At 70.6% G+C, this 16431-nt stretch carries 15 protein-coding genes; 9 read left to right on the forward strand and 6 right to left on the reverse strand.

Translation table 11 applies throughout. The annotated features are described in order from the left end of the window. Nucleotides 1–6 precede the first annotated feature (6 nt). The 5 genes from LPC10_RS20735 (at nt 7) to LPC10_RS20755 (ending at nt 6084) form a co-directional block, all read left to right on the forward strand. Entirely contained in the window at nt 7–717 is a 711-nt protein-coding gene (locus LPC10_RS20735; protein ID WP_231344139.1) for a di-trans,poly-cis-decaprenylcistransferase, read from the forward strand. A 79-nt stretch (nt 718–796) separates the two neighbouring features. After that, the gene (locus tag LPC10_RS20740) at nt 797–1339 is read left to right on the forward strand and encodes an ankyrin repeat domain-containing protein (protein ID WP_231344141.1); all 543 of its coding nucleotides are present in this window, start codon (nt 797–799) and stop codon (nt 1337–1339) included. A 195-nt stretch (nt 1340–1534) separates the two neighbouring features. Beyond that, entirely contained in the window at nt 1535–3040 is a 1506-nt protein-coding gene (gene glpK / locus LPC10_RS20745; protein WP_231344142.1) for a glycerol kinase GlpK, read from the forward strand. Then, nucleotides 3040–4203 (forward strand): alpha/beta fold hydrolase, encoded by a 1164-nt coding sequence (locus LPC10_RS20750; RefSeq protein ID WP_231344143.1) that lies wholly within the window; start codon nt 3040–3042, stop codon nt 4201–4203. Before glpK ends, LPC10_RS20750 begins: the two co-directional genes overlap by 1 nt. A 195-nt stretch (nt 4204–4398) precedes the next feature. After that, nucleotides 4399–6084 (forward strand): methyl-accepting chemotaxis protein, encoded by a 1686-nt coding sequence (locus LPC10_RS20755; RefSeq protein ID WP_231344144.1) that lies wholly within the window; start codon nt 4399–4401, stop codon nt 6082–6084. Nucleotides 6085–6140: 56 nt separating this feature from the next. On the opposite strand, the gene LPC10_RS20760 is transcribed toward LPC10_RS20755, so the two are convergent. The 4 genes from LPC10_RS20760 to LPC10_RS20775 form a co-directional block, all read right to left on the reverse strand. Further along, nucleotides 6141–6902, reverse strand: a complete 762-nt coding sequence (locus LPC10_RS20760; RefSeq protein ID WP_231344145.1) for a glycerophosphodiester phosphodiesterase family protein — start codon at nt 6900–6902, stop codon at nt 6141–6143. Then, nucleotides 6899–7372 (reverse strand): RidA family protein, encoded by a 474-nt coding sequence (locus tag LPC10_RS20765; RefSeq protein ID WP_231344146.1) that lies wholly within the window; start codon nt 7370–7372, stop codon nt 6899–6901. Before LPC10_RS20765 ends, LPC10_RS20760 begins: the two co-directional genes overlap by 4 nt. A 71-nt stretch (nt 7373–7443) precedes the next feature. Beyond that, nucleotides 7444–9615: a peptidase domain-containing ABC transporter gene (locus LPC10_RS20770; RefSeq protein ID WP_231344147.1), complete on the reverse strand. Its 2172-nt coding sequence runs from the start codon at nt 9613–9615 to the stop codon at nt 7444–7446. Continuing rightward, nucleotides 9612–10907: an HlyD family secretion protein gene (locus LPC10_RS20775; RefSeq protein ID WP_231344148.1), complete on the reverse strand. Its 1296-nt coding sequence runs from the start codon at nt 10905–10907 to the stop codon at nt 9612–9614. Before LPC10_RS20775 ends, LPC10_RS20770 begins: the two co-directional genes overlap by 4 nt. Nucleotides 10908–11394: 487 nt before the next feature. Between LPC10_RS20775 and LPC10_RS20780 the strand changes: the two genes are divergently transcribed. From LPC10_RS20780 to argF, 4 genes are all read left to right on the forward strand, one after another. Then, nucleotides 11395–11613 carry a hypothetical protein gene (locus LPC10_RS20780; protein ID WP_108941789.1) on the forward strand — a complete coding sequence of 73 codons (219 nt, stop codon included), beginning with the start codon at nt 11395–11397 and terminating at the stop codon, nt 11611–11613. A gap of 271 nt (nt 11614–11884) precedes the next feature. Continuing rightward, nucleotides 11885–12832, forward strand: a complete 948-nt coding sequence (locus LPC10_RS20785; protein ID WP_231344149.1) for a helix-turn-helix domain-containing protein — start codon at nt 11885–11887, stop codon at nt 12830–12832. A gap of 179 nt (nt 12833–13011) precedes the next feature. Beyond that, nucleotides 13012–14202: an aspartate aminotransferase family protein gene (locus tag LPC10_RS20790; protein WP_231344150.1), complete on the forward strand. Its 1191-nt coding sequence runs from the start codon at nt 13012–13014 to the stop codon at nt 14200–14202. A gap of 110 nt (nt 14203–14312) precedes the next feature. Next, nucleotides 14313–15263: an ornithine carbamoyltransferase gene (gene argF / locus LPC10_RS20795; RefSeq protein WP_231344151.1), complete on the forward strand. Its 951-nt coding sequence runs from the start codon at nt 14313–14315 to the stop codon at nt 15261–15263. A gap of 223 nt (nt 15264–15486) precedes the next feature. Here argF and LPC10_RS20800 read toward each other — a convergent pair whose 3' ends face one another. Together LPC10_RS20800 and LPC10_RS20805 are read right to left on the reverse strand one after the other, a co-directional pair. Next, entirely contained in the window at nt 15487–15957 is a 471-nt protein-coding gene (locus LPC10_RS20800; protein ID WP_231344153.1) for an SRPBCC family protein, read from the reverse strand. Nucleotides 15958–15977: 20 nt separating this feature from the next. Further along, nucleotides 15978–16406, reverse strand: a complete 429-nt coding sequence (locus LPC10_RS20805) for a glyoxalase/bleomycin resistance/extradiol dioxygenase family protein (protein WP_231344154.1) — start codon at nt 16404–16406, stop codon at nt 15978–15980. Nucleotides 16407–16431: the final 25 nt, after the last annotated feature.

Genomic DNA, 16431 nt, shown 5'->3' on the forward strand with positions numbered 1-16431 from the left:
TTTACGATGCAAAGCCCTCTCGATCGCAGATCCGGTCTGCACGCGGCGATCATCATGGACGGCAACGGCCGCTGGGCGAGCGCCCGCGGCCTGCCCCGGAGCGCGGGCCACCGGGCCGGCGTCAAGACGATCCAGCGGGTAGCGGAGGCCGCCCCCGCCCTCGGCATCGGCACGCTGACGCTCTACGCCTTCTCCAGCGACAACTGGCGCCGACCGGCCGAGGAGGTCGGCGGGCTGATGCGCCTGTTGCGGGCCTATCTGCGCGGCGAGACCGACCGGCTAGCCCGCAGCGGCACCCGGCTGTCGGTGATCGGCCGCCGCGACCGCCTGCCGGCTGGCATCCCTGAGGCGATCGAGCGGGCCGAGGCCGCGACCGCCGCGAGTGACCGGCTGCACCTGCGCATCGCCGTCGATTACTCCTCGCGCGACGCGATCCTCGCTGCCGCCGCCCGGCTCGGGACGGAGGGCCTAAGCCGCGACGGCCTGAGCGAGGCCCTGGGGGCGGACGGGGATGTCGATCTTCTGATCCGGACGGGCGGCGAGAAGCGGCTCTCCGACTTCCTGCTCTGGGAGGCGGCTTACGCGGAACTGCACTTCACCGAGCGGATGTGGCCCGATTTCGGCGCCGCCGACCTCGCCGCCGCGGTGGCGGACTTTTCCGCCCGCGACCGGCGATACGGGGGTTTGAACCCGCCCGCGGTGCCGCAGGCCGCCTGAGCCCTTCAGGCTGGACGAAGCCCGCGCAAACGCCACATGCAAGGAGCCGATCCCGCCACGAAGCCTCGAAAAGATCCCGATGCAGGCCGATCCGAACGCCGCGCCCCCCGCCCTCGACGACGAGACCCTCGCCTTCGCCGCCCGCGTCTTCCAGTACGCCCGGATGGGCCATGCGGAGGAACTGGCCGAGTTGTTCGGCCAGGGACTGCCGGCCAACCTGCGCAACGACAAGGGCGACAGCCTGCTGATGCTCGCCGCCTATAACGGGCAGGCGGCGGCGACCCAGGTCATCCTGGAGGCCGGGGGCGATCCCGAACTCGCCAACGACCGCGGCCAGACCCCGCTCGCCGGTGCCGCGTTCAAGGGCGATTCCGAGATCGTGCGGCTGCTCTTGGAGCACGGCGCGCAGGTCGATGGGGCCGGCGACGGCACTCGCACCGCGCTGATGGTGGCGGCGATGTTCGACCGCACGGACATCGTCGATCTGCTGCTCGCCCACGGGGCCGATCCGGCCAAGCGCGACGCCTCGGGGATGAGCGCTGCCGACATGGCCCGCCAGATGGGGGCGAAGGACACCCCGGCCCAATTGGAGCGCGCGCAAGGGGACCGACAAGCCGGCTGATACGGTCTCCGCTTGCTTCAAGCGGGGATCGGATCAGCAAGCCCGCGCGGCGCTTGAGCGAAGTCCAAATCCGCCATCCCGAAGGGATCAGCCGGATTTGGTACGACCGGTTCCGGCGCGCGCCGGCTCGTGTAGGATCGACCTCGCGCCGGGACACGAAGAATCCCGGACGCGAGGAACGCCGGGAGAGTGGCCATGCCGGACGCGGTCGGGGCGATCGACCAGGGCACCACGAGCACGCGCTTCATCGTGTTCGACCGCCGGGGCACCATCCTGGCGCAGGCCCAGCGCGAGCACGAGCAGATCTTTCCCCGTCCCGGCTGGGTTGAGCACGACCCGCGCGAGATCTGGCGCAATACTCACGCGGTGATGCGCGAGGGCCTGGCCCGGGCCGGGCTGGAGCCGCGGGATCTCGCCGCCATCGGCATCACCAACCAGCGCGAGACGGCGCTCCTGTGGGACCGCCGCACCGGCGAGCCGCTGCACCACGCCCTCGTTTGGCAGGACACCCGCACCGACCGGCACGTCGCCGCGCTTGCCCGCGACGGCGGGCGCGACCGCTTCCGCGCCGTCACCGGCCTGCCGCTGGCGAGCTACTTCTCGGCCTCCAAGCTCGCGTGGCTGCTCGACCATGTCGAGGGCGCGCGGGCGCTCGCCGAGGACGGTACCGCCCTGTTCGGCACGATCGATTCCTGGCTCGTCTGGAACCTTACCGGCGGCCCGGACGGCGGCCTGCACGTCACCGACGTGACCAATGCCAGCCGCACGCAATTGATGTCGCTGGAGTCGCTGGAGTGGGATGACGCCATGCTTGGCGTGTTCCGCATCCCGCGGGCGGTGCTGCCGACCATCGTCTCCTCGGGCGGGGTCTGCGGCGAGACGCGCGCGCCGTTCCCCGGCGTGCCGGTCGGCGGCATTCTCGGCGATCAGCAGGCGGCCCTGTTCGGGCAGACCTGCTTCTCGGCGGGCGAGGCCAAGAACACCTACGGCACCGGCTGCTTCGCGCTGATGAACACCGGCCCTGAGCCCGTCGCCTCCACCGCCGGCCTCGTCACCACCGTGGCCTACAGGATCGACGGCCACCCGCCGGCCTACGCGCTGGAGGGCTCCATCGCCATCACCGGCGCCCTGGTGCAGTGGCTGCGCGACAATCTCGGGCTGATCGGCGCCTCGGGCGAGATCGAGGGGCTCGCCCGCAGCGTCGAGGACAATGGCGGCGTCTACGTGGTGCCGGCGTTTTCTGGGCTCTACGCCCCGCATTGGCGGGACGATGCCCGCGGCCTCATTATCGGCCTGACCCGCTACGCCAACAAGGGCCACATCGCCCGCGCCTGCCTGGAGGCCACCGCCTACCAGACCCGCGAGGTGCTGGAGGCGATGGAGCGCGATTCCGGCTGTCCGATCGCCGAACTGCGCTGCGACGGCGGCATGACCGTCAACGACCTGCTGATGCAGTTCCAGGCCGACATCCTCGACCGGCCGACCCTGCGCCCGAAGGTGTCGGAGACGACGGCGCTGGGAGCCGCCTACGCCGCGGGATTGGCCACCGGTTTTTGGAAAACACTCGAAGATCTTCGCGATAACTGGGCCGTGGACAAACGCTGGCATCCGCGTATCGAGGTGGAGGAGCGCCGGGCACTCTTCACCGGATGGGGAAGAGCGGTGGAACGCTCGTTCGGATGGGTCGAGGAGAACGCTTGATGGGTGCGCGGATACCTTCGCTTCGCGCGGTTCTCTTGGTCACGGCGCTGGCGCTGACCCCGCTCGCCGCCGGCCTCGCGCCGGCCCCGGCCCTCGCCGCGCCGGCCGTCGCCTATCCGGGTCAGCAGGAGGGCGATTTCGTCGCCGAGAACTTCAAATTCGCCAGCGGCGAGAGCCTGGATCGGGTCAAGCTGCACTACACCACCCTGGGCACGCCGCATCGCGGCGCCGACGGCGAGATCGACAACGCCGTGCTCGTCCTGCACGGCACCACCGGCACCGGAAAGAGCTTCCTGATCCCCACCCTCGGGCCGGAGCTGTTCGGCGAGGGGGCGCCGCTCGATGCGCGGCGCTGGTACGTGATCCTGCCCGACGGGCTCGGCCGCGGCGGCTCCTCGAAGCCCTCCGACGGTCTCAAGGCGCGCTTCCCCCGCTACGGCTACGGTGACGTCGTGGAGGGCCAGCACCGGGTCGTGACCGAAGCGCTCGGGGTCAAGCACCTGCGCCTCGTGCTCGGCACCTCCATGGGCGGGATGCAGGCCTGGATGTGGGGTGAGCGCTATCCCGGCAGCATGGACCTGCTGATGGCGGTGGCGAGCCAGCCGATCCCGGTGAGCGGGCGCAACGCCCTGTGGCGGCGCCTCCTGATCGAGGGCATCCGCACCGATCCCGGCTGGAAGGGCGGCGCGTACACCGAGCAGCCGCGCAACTTCGAGCGCATCCTGCCGATCTTCAACATCATGACCGAGAGCGTGCTCGGCCTGCAGAAGCAGGCGCCGACCCGCGCGGCGGCCGACAAGGCCTACGACAAGATGATCGCCGGCTACGAGAACAAGGCCGACGCCAACGACTGGCTGTATTGGTTCGATTCCTCCTACGATTACGACCCCTCGCCGGACCTCGAAAAGATCGCCGCCAAGGTGCTCGCGGTGAATTTCGCCGACGACGAGCTGAACCCGCCGCAGCTCGACGTGATGAACGCGGCGATGGCGCGGGTGAAGGACGGCCGCTTCGTGCTGGTGCCGACCTCGCCCGAAACCCACGGCCACCAGTCGCTGCGCTTCGCGAGCCTGTGGAAGGGCTACTTGGCCGAGTTTCTGGGCCAGCCCGAGGCGACGACAGAGAAGGCGAGTTCATCGGAGCGGCCGGAGGGCCGCCGGTAGCCGGCGATCCGCGATCCGCCCTCCGCCTCCCCTGGCGGCGGGTGTTCGCGGCCGGCCGGCTGCGCCACCGCGCCTCCGGTGGGGCGGCGCTCGATGGCGTGGGGATGTGCATTTTCTTGCAGAAATCGAGAGAACCTTAAGTATTCCGGGGCAGGGTGGCGGAACCGAGCGTTTCCATACCCTACCGGATCCAGCATGCGCGTCTCCCTCAAGGTGGCCCTGGCGGGCTCGTTCAGCCTCTTGGCCGTGGTTGCTGCGGTTCAGGGCGGTCTCAGCATCGTCAAACTTTCGGCCATCGACCACGAAGTCCGCGACATCGCCGACAATTGGCTGCCTTCGGTGGGATTGCTCGGTGACATCAGCACCGCGACCCGGGACGAGCGGGTGAAGACCTACCGCTACGTCGCCGCCTCGCCGACCGCCGCTTTGCGCGAGGAGAACGAGAAGAGCGTGCGCGCGAGCCAGGCCGCCCTCGACGCCCTGCGGCGGGCCTACGAGCCGATGATCGCCTCTCCCGAGGAGCGGGCGCTGTACGAGCGCTTCTCCGCGACCTGGGCGACCTATACGGGGCGCATCGAGGCGATCGTCGCCCTGATGCGGGAGGGGCGCCAGAGCGAGGCGCTCGCCCTCCTCACCGGGCCCGAGGCCCTGGGCCTCGCCCAGGCCGCGACCAAGACGCTGCAGGAGAACCTCGCCCTCAACAAGCGGGGCGCCAAGCACAGCGTCGAGGGCGCCGTCGGCAGCGCGGCCTCCGCCGCCACGACCGCCTGGATCGCCATGGCCGTCACCCTGCTCTCGGCGCTTGCCGCCGCCCTGTTCGGCTGGTTCGGGATCTCGCGGCCGATCACGCGGATGACTGGGGCGATGGGCGCGCTCGCGGGCGGCGATGCCGGGGTCGCCGTGCCGGGGCGCGGGCGCGGCGACGAGATCGGCGCCATGGCCGCGGCGGTGCAGGTGTTCAAGGACAACCTGATCCGCACCCGCGCCCTAGAGGCTGAGACGCAGGCCGCCCGCGCCGGCGCCGAGGCGCAGCGCCGGGCCGCCGCCCGCGCGCTCGCCGACGATTTCCAGCGCGCGGTCGGCGGCATCGTCAACGGCGTGACCGCCGCCGCGACCGAGTTGCAGGCCACCGCGCAGCAATTGACCGCCAATGCCAGCCAGACCGCCGGCCAGTCCGGTACGGTGGCCGCCTCCGCCGAGGAGGCCGCCTCCAATGTCGGCACGGTGGCTGCGGCGGCCGAGGAGCTCGGCGCCTCGGTGCAGGAGATCGGCCGGCAGGTCGACGGCTCGGCTTCCCTGGCGCAGGCGGCCGTCGCCGAGGCCGGCCAGACGGCGGCGCTCGTGCGCGATCTCTCCGAGGCCGCCGCGCGGATCGGCGACGTGGTGGCGATGATCTCGACCATCGCCGGCCAGACCAACTTGCTCGCGCTGAACGCCACGATCGAGGCGGCGCGCGCCGGCGAGGCGGGCCGCGGCTTCGCCGTCGTCGCGGCGGAGGTGAAGGAACTCGCCAACCAGACCGCACGGGCCACGGAAGAGATCACCGCGCAGATCGGGCGCATCCAGGGCGCGACGGGGCAGGCGGTCGGCGCCATCGACAGCATTGCCGGGCGCATCCGCGAGATCAGCGGCGTGGCCACCGGCATCGCCGCGGCGGTCGAGGAGCAGGGGGCGGCGACCCAGGAGATCGTGCGCAACGTCGCCCAGGCGGCGGGCGGGACGGAATCCGTCACCCGCACCATCGCCGGCGTGGCGGGCGCGGCCGAGGAGACCGGCGCGGCGGCCGCCCAGGTGCTGGCCTCGGCGACCGAGCTGTCGCGCCAGTCCGAGCATCTCTCGGCGGAGGTCTCACGGTTCCTCGACACGGTTCGCGCGGCCTGAGCATGAAGCAGGGCTCTGCCCTGCACCCGCGAGAGGACTTGTCCTTTCGAAACCCGTTACGGGCGGAAGCCTTCGAAGACCATCTGATCGGCGTGCTCCTGGGCCAGCGCCCGCTGCGCCTCGGTGCGGACCGTCCAGGTCATCACCGGCATCTGCCCGAGCCGGCGGCAGAGATAGGGGACGGGGCCCGGCAGGTCGCCGACGCGCCAGGACAGGAAGTGCGGCCGGCTCACATGCAGGTGGAGCAGGCCCGACAACTCGGCCCGCACCGAGGGCGCCAGCAGGGCGTAATGCGGATCGTCCTGGCTCGCCTCGGCGACGATGCCGCGGGGCCGGTCCGGCGCGATCTCGGCGAGCGTGGCGACGATGCCGGGATCGAAGGATTTCAGCGCCACCGGCGCGTCGAGGCCTGCGACGATTTCGGCGGTGCGGCGGGTCAGGCGCCGGTCGCCGTCGAAGCGGGACTTGATCTCGACGACCACGGGCACGCGGCCCGCGACCCGCGCCAGGAATTCCGTCAGGGTCGGGATGCGCTCCTCCGTCCCGGCCACGCTCAGCCGGCCGAGGTCGGCGGCCATACGGGCTTCCACCCGCTCGGAGGCCGCGGTGAGGCGCCTCAGCGCCTCGTCGTGGAACACCATCGCCTCGCCGTCGGCGCTGAGCTGCACGTCGCACTCGATGGCGTAGCCGCCCGCGACCGCCGCCTCGGCCGCGGCCAGGGTGTTCTCGGGGATGCTGTTCGCGCGGTCGTGCAGGCCGCGATGGGCGATCGGACGGGCGGTAAGCCAGTCCGGCGCCCGATCCAGGGTCTCGCTCACGCGACCTCGAACATCGCCTCGACTTCGACCGCCGCGTCGAGGGGCAGTTCGGCCACGCCCACCGTCGCGCGGGCATGACGGCCGCGATCGCCCAAAATTTCGACCATCAGGTCCGAGGCGCCGTTCATGATCGGGGCGAGGCCGGCGAAGCTCGGCACGGCGTTGATGAAGCCGCCGAGGCGCACGCATTGCACGACGCCGTGGTCGAGATCGCCCACCGCCGCCTGGAGCTGGGCCAGCACGTTGAGCCCGCAGAGCCGGGCCGCCGCGATCCCCTGCTCGGCCGAGACCTCGGCGCCGAGCTTGCCCTTGTGGGCGGGATCGAGCGTGCCGTCCGGCCCGAAGCAGATCTGGCCGGAGATGACGACGAGGTTGCCGGTGCGGACATACGGCACGTAGTTCGCGACCGGCGCCGCCGCCTTCGGCAGTTTCAGGCCGAGCGCTTCCAGACGTTCCTTGACCGAGTTCATCGCCGTCTCCCGCATGATGCTGCGGGGCTCTGAGCACGGGCGCGGGGCGCTCCGCAAGGGGGAGGGCCCCTTCAGCCGGCGGTCTCCGCCGCCTGCGGCTCGACCCGCGGCGCGTCGGCCGAAAAGTCGTAGCGCCGGTCGGCATGGGCCACGGTGGCCGGGCGGTGGGCGACGATGACCCGCGTCATCTTCAGGTCGCGGAGTGCGGCGGCGATGACCGCCTCGGTCGGCTCGTCGAGCGCGCTCGTCGCCTCGTCGAGGAACAGGATCTCCGGGCGCCGGTAGAGGGCGCGGGCCAGGATCACCCGCTGGCGCTGGCCGCCGGACAGCGTCGAGCCCATGTCGCCTACCAGGGTCTCGAAGCCCATCGGCGTGCGGGCGATGTCGTCGAGGATGGCCGCGCGGGCGGCGCATTCGCGGATCCAGCCAAGATCGGGCCGCTCGTCGAAACAGGCGATGTTCTCGGCGATCGAGCCGGCGAACAGCCCGTCATCCTGCATGACTCCGGCGATGCGGGCGCGGTAGGCCGCGAGCCCCCCGGCGCGGATATCGCGCCCGTCGACCAGCACCGCGCCCTCAGTGGGCGGCAGCAGACCCATCAGGATCTTCATCACCGAACTCTTGCCGCAGCCCGAAGGGCCGGTGATGGCGAGGCTTTCGCCCGGCGCCACCTCCAGGCCGAGGTTGCGGAACACCCAGGGCTCGTCGGCGCCGTAGCGCAGGGACAGGCCGGCGGCGCGCAGACCCGCCCCGCGCCCCGGCGGACGCTCCCCAGCGGGGAGGAGGGCCGGCGCGGCCACCGGCGCCACCGCGGCAGGCATGGGGGCGGCGGCCTCCTCGGGCTCGGTCATGACGATGTCCGAGAGCCGGTCGGTCTGCACGTTGAGCATCCGCAGCTGGAAGCCCGACTGGATCAGGTTGCCGATGCGCGTCGAGAACTGGTCGCGATAGGCCAGAAACGCCACCAGCATGCCGAGCGTCATCGATTGGTCGATCACGGCGCGGGCGCCCAGCACCAGCAGGATCAGCCGGTCGGCGCCGAACAGGAACTCGTTGCCGCGCCCGAACACGAGGTCGAGCCGCTGCAGCCGCAGCCGGGCGTTCAGCGCCTGGACGAACTGGTTCATCCACGTGCCGCGGCGGCGCTCGCGCAGGTTCAGGAGCTTGACGCTCGCCATGCCGCGCACGGTCTCGATGAAGTGGCTCTGCTGGCGCGCCTCCGCGACGATCGCCTCCTCGGTACCCTCGCGGTAGGCCTTGTAGGCGGCGATGCGCATGGCGGCGTTGAGGGCGGTGGCGGCGAGCGCCACCAGGGCGAGCCAGCCGCCATAGAGGAACAGCATGATCAGCATGCCGACCGACATCAGCCCGTCGAGGAGCGCCTGGACGAGATCGGTGGTGATGCCCTTCTGGATCGTGGCGAGCGTGCCGAAGCGAGAGATCACGTCGCCGACATGCCGCTTCTGAAAATAGTCGAGCGGCAGCCGCGAGAGGTGGTCGAACAGCGATCCCGACCACTGGTAATTCAGCTTGGTGCCGGTGAGCATGATCGCCCAGCTTCGGGCGACGCCGAGGCCCAGTTGCAGCACCAGAAGCAAGGCCAGCCCGAGGGCGACGACGAGAAGAAGGTCGAGGTCGCCGTTCACGATCACCTCGTCGATGACGATCTGCGAGGCGATCGGCATCAGGATCGCGACGAGCTCGATCCCGAGCGACAGCACCAGGATCTGCGTCATCGCCGAGCGGATGCCGGCCATGCCGCGGAACAGGTCGGACAGCGCAAGGCCCTGAACCGCCTTCTCCCGCACGAAGCTCTGGTTCGGGCTCACCTCCAGGGCCACACCGGTGAAGTCCCGCGAGGCTTCCGCAAGGCTCAGACTGCGGCGCCCGCGGGCGGGATCGTGGATCACGATCTCTCGGCGCCCGACTTTGGCCAGCACGACGAAGTGGTTGAGCCCCCAGTGCAGGATGCAGGGCAGGCGTAGCCGGCCGAGATCGGGCAACTCCACCCTGAGCGCCCGCGTCGAGAGCCCCATCGTGCCCGACAGGTCCATGAGATTTCGCAGCGTCATGCCCTTGAGCGAGAGGGCGTGGCGCGCGCGCAAGGTTCCGAGATCGACCCCGCGACCGTGGTAGCCCAGCACCATGGCGAGGCAGGCCATGCCGCACTCGGCGGCTTCCGCCTGAAGCACGACCGGCAGGCGCCGCCGGAAACCGAATTGAAGATCCGACAGCAGACTCAACGCTCCCCTCCTTCCGTGACGAGATCGACGCTGCGCTTGACGTGGTAGAGGGGGTCGAGGAGCCAGCGGTAGAGCGGGCGCTTCTCCAGCGCGATATCGGCCTCGACCCGCATCCCGGCCTCGAGCCGGCGCGGCTCGCCATAGGCGCTCACGCTGTCGGCGTCCGGCCGCACGATGATGCGGTAGACGCCCCCATTCCCCGCATTCCTGGCCGCGTCGCGGACTGCCTCGGGCTGCGCGGCGCCGTCGCCTTCGAGCGGCGCGCGGGTCACCTCCGTCACGATGCCCCGGTGCAGACCGAAGCGCTGGAACGGGAAGGCAGCGTAGCGCAGCATCACGCTCGCTCCCGGTTCGATGAAGCCGATGGCCGAGGAATCGACGAACAGGTTGGCCTGCAGCCGGCCCTCGCTCGGCAGCAGGGTCAGCAGGTTCGCCCCCGCCGCCACCGTCTGCCCGGCCTGCGCCCGGATCGAGGTGAGGATGCCGCGCTCGGGCGCGCGCACTTCGATGGCGCGGCGCGCCTCGCTCTCGGCCCGCTGCTGTTCGAGCTGGGCCGCGCTGCGGTCGAGTTCGGCCAGATCGCGCGCCAGCGTCTCGTCGAAGGTCGAGAGCTTGGCCTTGAGATCCCCCAGCTTGCCCTCGACCTGCAGGCCACCCTGGCGGAACTGCGCGAGCTGCGAGGTCGCCTGGAGGTAGAGGTAGTTCTGGCTCTGGAAGTCGGCCGCGCGGGCGAAGCCCCGGGTCACGAGGTCGGCGAGTTCGTCGGCCCGCGCCTTCAGCGGCGGCACCAGCTTCTCCTGAAGCGCGAGCTGCTCGTCGATCTTGGCGCGCTGCGCCTCCAGGTTGGCGATCTGCTCGCGCAAGCCCTCCTTCTCGGCCGCGGCCATGGCGGCGCGGGCGGCGCGCTGGCGCTCGACGCTCTCGCGCTGGCGCCCGAGCTGGGCGATCACCCGCTCCTGGGTCGGCCCGCTCGCAGAGACGGCGTCGAGATCGATGGTGAAGAGGAGCTGGCCGCGCTCGACCCGGTCGCCCTCCTTGACCCCCGACGCGCTGACCCGCCCCGCGAGCGGACTCGCCACGGTGATGAGCCCGATATCGGGCGCGAGCAGACCGTTCGCGTGGACTCGGCGGGTGTAGCTGCCGAGCCAAGCGTAGAGGCCGACCAGAACGGCGAAGGCGAGGCAGAGGCCAACCACGATGCGAATGGAGAGCGGCTGCACCACCTGCGCCTCGCCGAGCCAGGCGCTCCGACGCGCCTCGACGACCTCGTGCCGGAACAGCGGCGCGTTCACGGCCGGGCCTCCCGGGAAGTCTCGCTTCGGCCTGCGCTCCAGCCTGCGACAGTGCGGCATGGTGCGTTATTCTGACGCATGCTTGTCGTAATCCGTAGTCATTTCAGGGCTTTATTCCATCGGGCACGTGGGGCGGCCCATTACCGGCGGGGCAGGTCAATTTTTGTCCCCCGAGCTCCGGTCGGTCGCGCCTCCCGTGCGGACGTCCCGGAACACCGCCGAAAGGCGTAGGACGGAGCAAGGCGGTTGCCTGTGAGCAGCCGAGGCGACGTATTCACGACCGTTGGTGGTGATTTCGAGGGGCAAGATTTGTTCATTCCTCGGTTTCCGCCTCCATCCGCTCCGCTCTGCCGGCGCAAACCGGGTTGCCTGCCGGACTAATATCCGTACCTTATCCAGCAGAGCAGCGCAGCAACGCCGCTCTTATTCCACGGGAAGACATAAATACAGAACGATCTTCCAATATCGTACGGACTAAGGAGAGCATATGCAGCAGAACATTGACACCATCCGTGAGCTGAACGCTGCGGAGCTGGATCAGGTCGGCGGCGGTCTGTCTCTCGGCGTCGGCGTGGAACTCGATCTCAGCCAGGAACTCGGCGCCGTCTCCGGCGTGGTCGATCAGGTCGGCGGCCTCGTCGGCGGCACGCTCGACACCGTGCTCGGCGCGGTCGGCGGCCTCCTGGGCGGCGTGCTCGGCAAGTAACCTCTCAGGCAGCCTCTGAGGTCAGCCCCCATCGGGGCTGTCCGCCCTGCGGAAGCGGTCAACCCCACCGCTTCCGCAGGGCTCAACGGTCCTGCGCGCCGCGAGGCGCAGATTGGCCGGCGAAGGAACAGGTTCGGCCGAAGCGTCGTTCTGCCGAGTCGGATGCAAGCAGGACCGTTCGCCGTCCGGCCGCCGACCCTGGCGGCGGCGCGCGATACGGGGGGAACCACGCCGCCTCGAAGCGGCCGAGACGGGGAGAGCGAAGCGGCCGATGAGCGTCCCGTTCGTCAACGCCTCCGTGCAGGGCGAACTCTCCGCCCCGCCCGACCAGATCTTCGGCCAGATCCCGGCAAGCGGCCTCGACGGCGTCGCCTTTCTCGATTTCGCCTACGAATCCGCGGGATACAGCACCCATCGCGTGGACGGGCTCCTCGTCGGCACCTGGCAGGGCACTTCGCACAACACTTGGCGAAATCCCTGGCATCCCGGCCCGGAGGACCGTCCCGGCGACCGGCGGACCCGGCTAACCTTCCGCGGGGGCGCGATGCCGGACGAGCGTGCGGAGGAGCGGATCGCCGACGCCTTCGTGCTGCGCGGCCCCGGCTTTGTCGGCAGCACGGCCTGGAGCGGGCCCTGCCGCGGGCGCTACCTCGCCTACATGCCGGCGGCGGTCGAGCGGATGATCGAGGCGCCGATCTCCCAGGCCGAGATCCCGACGCTCACGGACGACCTCTCGGAGCGGATGAGCGTGTTCCACCTGCTCGCCGCCCTCGGGCAGGAGGCGGGCGGGCACGACACCGCCGCCGACGCGCTCCTCGTGGACAGCGTGGCGCTGGCGGTGCTGCGCGTCTCCGGTGCCCTGGCGCCGTCCAGCCCGCGCCGGAATGCGGCCCTCACCGCGCGGCAGGCGCGGCGGGTGCGCGACCTCGTCGCCGCGCGTATCGATGCGCCCCTGTCCCTGCGGGAGATGGCGGAGGCGGCGGGCCTCAGCGAGGGCTACTTCGTACGGGCCTTCAAGGGCAGCTTCGGCGTCACGCCCTATCAGTATGTCCTGCGCGAGCGCGTGACTCTGGCCCAATCGCTGATCCGCTCCGGGACGGTCTCCCTCGGCGAGGCGGCCAAGCGCGCGGGCTTTCCCGATGCGCGGCGGATGGGGCGCACCTTCCGCAAGGTGATCGGGCGCTCGCCGACCGAGGCGGCCCGGCTGCAGCGGGCCTGACCGCGCGTGCGGGGTGCCGCACGGCACCACCTCCGGTCGAATCGGGACCGGCAAACCCGCCGCCGCGATTGACAGACACGGTCGCTTCCATAGTAATCGCGCGCGTGCCGCCCGTCCCCCGAGGCGGCACTTTCTTTTGGCGACTTCCCCCTGGATCGAGCCTGAGGAGACGGACCCGCGTGACCTCCGCCCTGCTGCCGACCTATGCCCGTGCCCCGATCGCGTTCGAGCGAGGCGAGGGCGCATGGCTGGTCGCCGAGGACGGCGACCGCTACCTCGATTTCGGCGCCGGCATCGCCGTCAACGCGCTCGGCCACGCCCATCCGCACCTCGTGGAGGCGCTGACGGAGCAGGCGCAAAAAATCTGGCACACTTCGAACCTGTTCCAGATCCCCGGCGGGGAGCGCCTGGGCCGGCGGCTCGTGGACGCGACCTTTGCCGACGTGGCCTTCTTCGCCAATTCCGGCGCCGAGGCCAACGAGGCCGCCATCAAGATGGCGCGCAAGTACCACGCGGCCGGCGGCCATCCGGAGCGCTACCGCATCGTCACGTTCGAGGGCGCCTTCCACGGCCGCACGCTCGCGACGATCGCGGCGGGCGGCCAGCAGAAATACATCGAGGGCTTCGGCCCGAAGGTCGAGGGCTTCGATCAGGTGCCGGTCGGCGACTTCGCCGCGCTGGAAGCCGCGATCGGCCCGGAGACCGCCGCCCTGATGATCGAGCCGATCCAGGGGGAGGGCGGCCTGCGGGTGATTCCCGGCGAGACGCTGCGGCGCCTGCGCGCGCTCTGCGACGCGCACGGCCTGCTCCTCATCATGGACGAGGTGCAGACCGGCGTCGGGCGCACGGGCAAGTTCTTCGCGCACGAGTGGTCGGGCATCACCCCCGACATCATGAGCGCGGCCAAGGGCATCGGCGGCGGTTTCCCGCTCGGCGTCTGCCTCGCGACCGCCGAGGCCGCCCGCGGCATGGTCGCCGGCACCCACGGCACCACCTTCGGCGGCAACCCGCTCGCCATGGCGGTGGGCAACGCCGTGCTCGACGTGGTGCTGGGCGAAGGCTTCCTCGCCCATGTCGAGCGCATCGGCCTGTTGCTCACGCAGAAGCTCGCCGGGCTGATCGACCGCCACCCCCATGTCTTCGCCGAGATGCGCGGGCAGGGGCTGATGCGCGGCCTGAAGCTCAGCCTGCCGAACACCGAGTTCGTCGCGGCCGCGCGCGCGCGGCACCTGCTGGTGATCCCTGCCGGCGACAACGTGATCCGTCTCCTGCCGCCGCTGATTGTCGGCGAGACGGAGGTGGATGAGGCCGTGGCCCGGCTGGAGGCCGCGGCGACCGATCTGGAGGCGCAGATACGCGGTGCCGCCTGAGTGCCTCTCACGAAATGCCCGTCCCGCCGTCGCCCCCGAATCGGGCATGGCCGGTGCTTGGGCATTTCGTGAGCCACTCTGAGGGCAGCATCGCGAGCGAAGAATTTGAGATGACCACGACCCTGAACGGCAGCGGCCCGCATGTCCGCCATTTCCTCGACCTGAAGGACTTCTCCGCCGAGACCCTGCGCGGCGTCCTCGACACCTCCGCCGCGATGAAGCGCGCGCGGGTGAAGGGCCAGCGTGCGGCGGAGCGACCGCTCACCGGCAAGATGCTGGCGATGGTGTTCGACCGGCCCTCGACCCGCACCCGCGTCTCCTTCGACGTGGCGATGCGCGAGCTCGGCGGCGACACCCTGATGCTGACGGGCAAGGAGATGCAGCTCGGCCGCGGCGAGACGGTGTCCGACACCGCCCGCGTGCTGTCGCGCTTCGTCGACGCGATCGTGATCCGCACCCTCGACCACGGCCTGGTGATGGAGCTCGCCGAGCATGCCGAGGTGCCGGTCATCAACGCGCTGACCAAGGCCTCGCATCCCTGCCAGATCATGGCCGACGTGCTGACCTTCGAGGAGCATCGCGGGCCGATCAAGGGCCGCACCATCGCGTGGTCGGGTGATGCCAACAACGTGCTGGCGAGCTGGGTCCACGCCGCCGCCCGCTTCGACTTCACCCTCAACGTCGCCGCGCCGCGGGAGCTGGCGATGCCGCCGGCGCTCGTCGATTGGGCCAAGCGCGAGGGTGCGCGCGTCAACGCCACCACCGACGCATACGCGGCGGTCGAGGGGGCGGATGCGGTCGTGACCGATTGCTGGGTCTCGATGGGCGACGACGACGAGCATTTCCGCCACAACCTGCTCTCGCCCTACCGGGTCGATGCCAAGCTGATGGCGGCGGCCGCCAAGGACGCGGTCTTCATGCACTGCCTGCCGGCCCATCGCGGCGAGGAGGTTACGGCGGAGGTGATCGACGGCCCGCAATCGGTGGTGTTCGACGAGGCCGAGAACCGTCTGCACGCGCAGAAGGGGATTTTGGCGTGGTGCCTGGGCGAGACGGCCTGATCCGAGGCCGCACGCGAATACCACTCTCCCCTCTGCGGGAGAGGATGGCCCCGAAGGGGTCGGGTGAGGGGAGCGCCGTGTCCGGAAAGTGCGGAGCCGGCCCCGCTCCCGCCCGCTCCGCGGGCGCCCTTCGCCCATCCAAGTCGGGCTTGCCCGACTTGGACAAGAGAGTCGGATATCGGGCGAGCCCGACATCCGGAGGGGGGAGGGCTCCCGGAAGCCGTCAGCCCAATCCCTTCACCACCTCGGTGAGCTGGTCCGCGCACGTTCCCCAGCCCTGCTCGAAACCCATCGCCGCGTGACGCTCGCGGTCTTCAAGCGTCCAGTGGCGGGCGCGTGCGGTGTAGCGCGTGCCGCCGGCTTCATCCGCGAAGGTGAGAATCACCGTCAGGAACAGTTTCTCGGAGGGTACCCAAGCCGTGCTGTAGGCGTCGGTGACGACGAGGCGTGCGTCGGGCACCACCTCGAGGTAGACGCCCCGATTGGGCAGATCCTGCCCCTCGGGACTGCGCATCACGATGAGATTCGACCCGCCCGGCCGCACATCGAGTTCGGCGACCGGTGTCGTGTAGGGTTTGGGCGCGAACCACGTCTTCAGCAATTCCGGCTCGGTCCAGGCCCGCCACAGCGCCCGACGCGGCGCCGGGATCAGGCGGGTGAGGACGAGGTCGCGCGGATCGTCGGCGTCGCTCATGGTCTGTCTCCCGAACCGGATCAGGCGGTGCGCTTGGGCTGATTCATCGCCCAGATCACGCCGAACGGGTCGTGCAACTGCCCGTAGACGTCGCCCCAGAACATCTCCTGGTAGGGCGTCACCACCTCGGCGCCCGCCGCCACCGCCCGATCCCACCACGCCGCGATGTCGTCGACCGGCAGGAGCAGGCTGAAGGCCTGCGGCGGCTTGAGCGGGTGGCCGTATTCGGGAAAGGCGTCGGACAGCATCACCGAGGTGCCGTTCACGGACAGGTGAACGTGCATGGTCCGCCCTTGCTCGTCCGGGGGCACGGAGGCCAGGATCTCGGCACCGAAGGCCTTTTGGTAGAACGCCGCCGCCCGCAGGGCGCCATCGAGCGTGAGGTAGGCGACCACGCCGCCCTTCGGAGGAACGGCTGGTCCCGGCTGCGTCGCCTCGGTCTCGCTCATCGTTGCTCTCCCTCTTCGATTCACC

Source organism: Methylorubrum sp. B1-46 (assembly GCF_021117295.1).
Taxonomy (GTDB): domain Bacteria; phylum Pseudomonadota; class Alphaproteobacteria; order Rhizobiales; family Beijerinckiaceae; genus Methylobacterium.

Coding starts and splice junctions, on each gene's coding strand:
- LPC10_RS20735 (WP_231344139.1), top strand. CDS start 7: ATGCAAAGCCCTCTCGATCGCAGATCCGGTCTGCACGCGGCGATCATC.
- LPC10_RS20740 (WP_231344141.1), top strand. CDS start 797: ATGCAGGCCGATCCGAACGCCGCGCCCCCCGCCCTCGACGACGAGACC.
- glpK (WP_231344142.1), top strand. CDS start 1,535: ATGCCGGACGCGGTCGGGGCGATCGACCAGGGCACCACGAGCACGCGC.
- LPC10_RS20750 (WP_231344143.1), top strand. CDS start 3,040: ATGGGTGCGCGGATACCTTCGCTTCGCGCGGTTCTCTTGGTCACGGCG.
- LPC10_RS20755 (WP_231344144.1), top strand. CDS start 4,399: ATGCGCGTCTCCCTCAAGGTGGCCCTGGCGGGCTCGTTCAGCCTCTTG.
- LPC10_RS20765 (WP_231344146.1), bottom strand. CDS start 7,372: ATGAACTCGGTCAAGGAACGTCTGGAAGCGCTCGGCCTGAAACTGCCG.
- LPC10_RS20780 (WP_108941789.1), top strand. CDS start 11,395: ATGCAGCAGAACATTGACACCATCCGTGAGCTGAACGCTGCGGAGCTG.
- LPC10_RS20785 (WP_231344149.1), top strand. CDS start 11,885: ATGAGCGTCCCGTTCGTCAACGCCTCCGTGCAGGGCGAACTCTCCGCC.
- argF (WP_231344151.1), top strand. CDS start 14,313: ATGACCACGACCCTGAACGGCAGCGGCCCGCATGTCCGCCATTTCCTC.
- LPC10_RS20800 (WP_231344153.1), bottom strand. CDS start 15,957: ATGAGCGACGCCGACGATCCGCGCGACCTCGTCCTCACCCGCCTGATC.
- LPC10_RS20805 (WP_231344154.1), bottom strand. CDS start 16,406: ATGAGCGAGACCGAGGCGACGCAGCCGGGACCAGCCGTTCCTCCGAAG.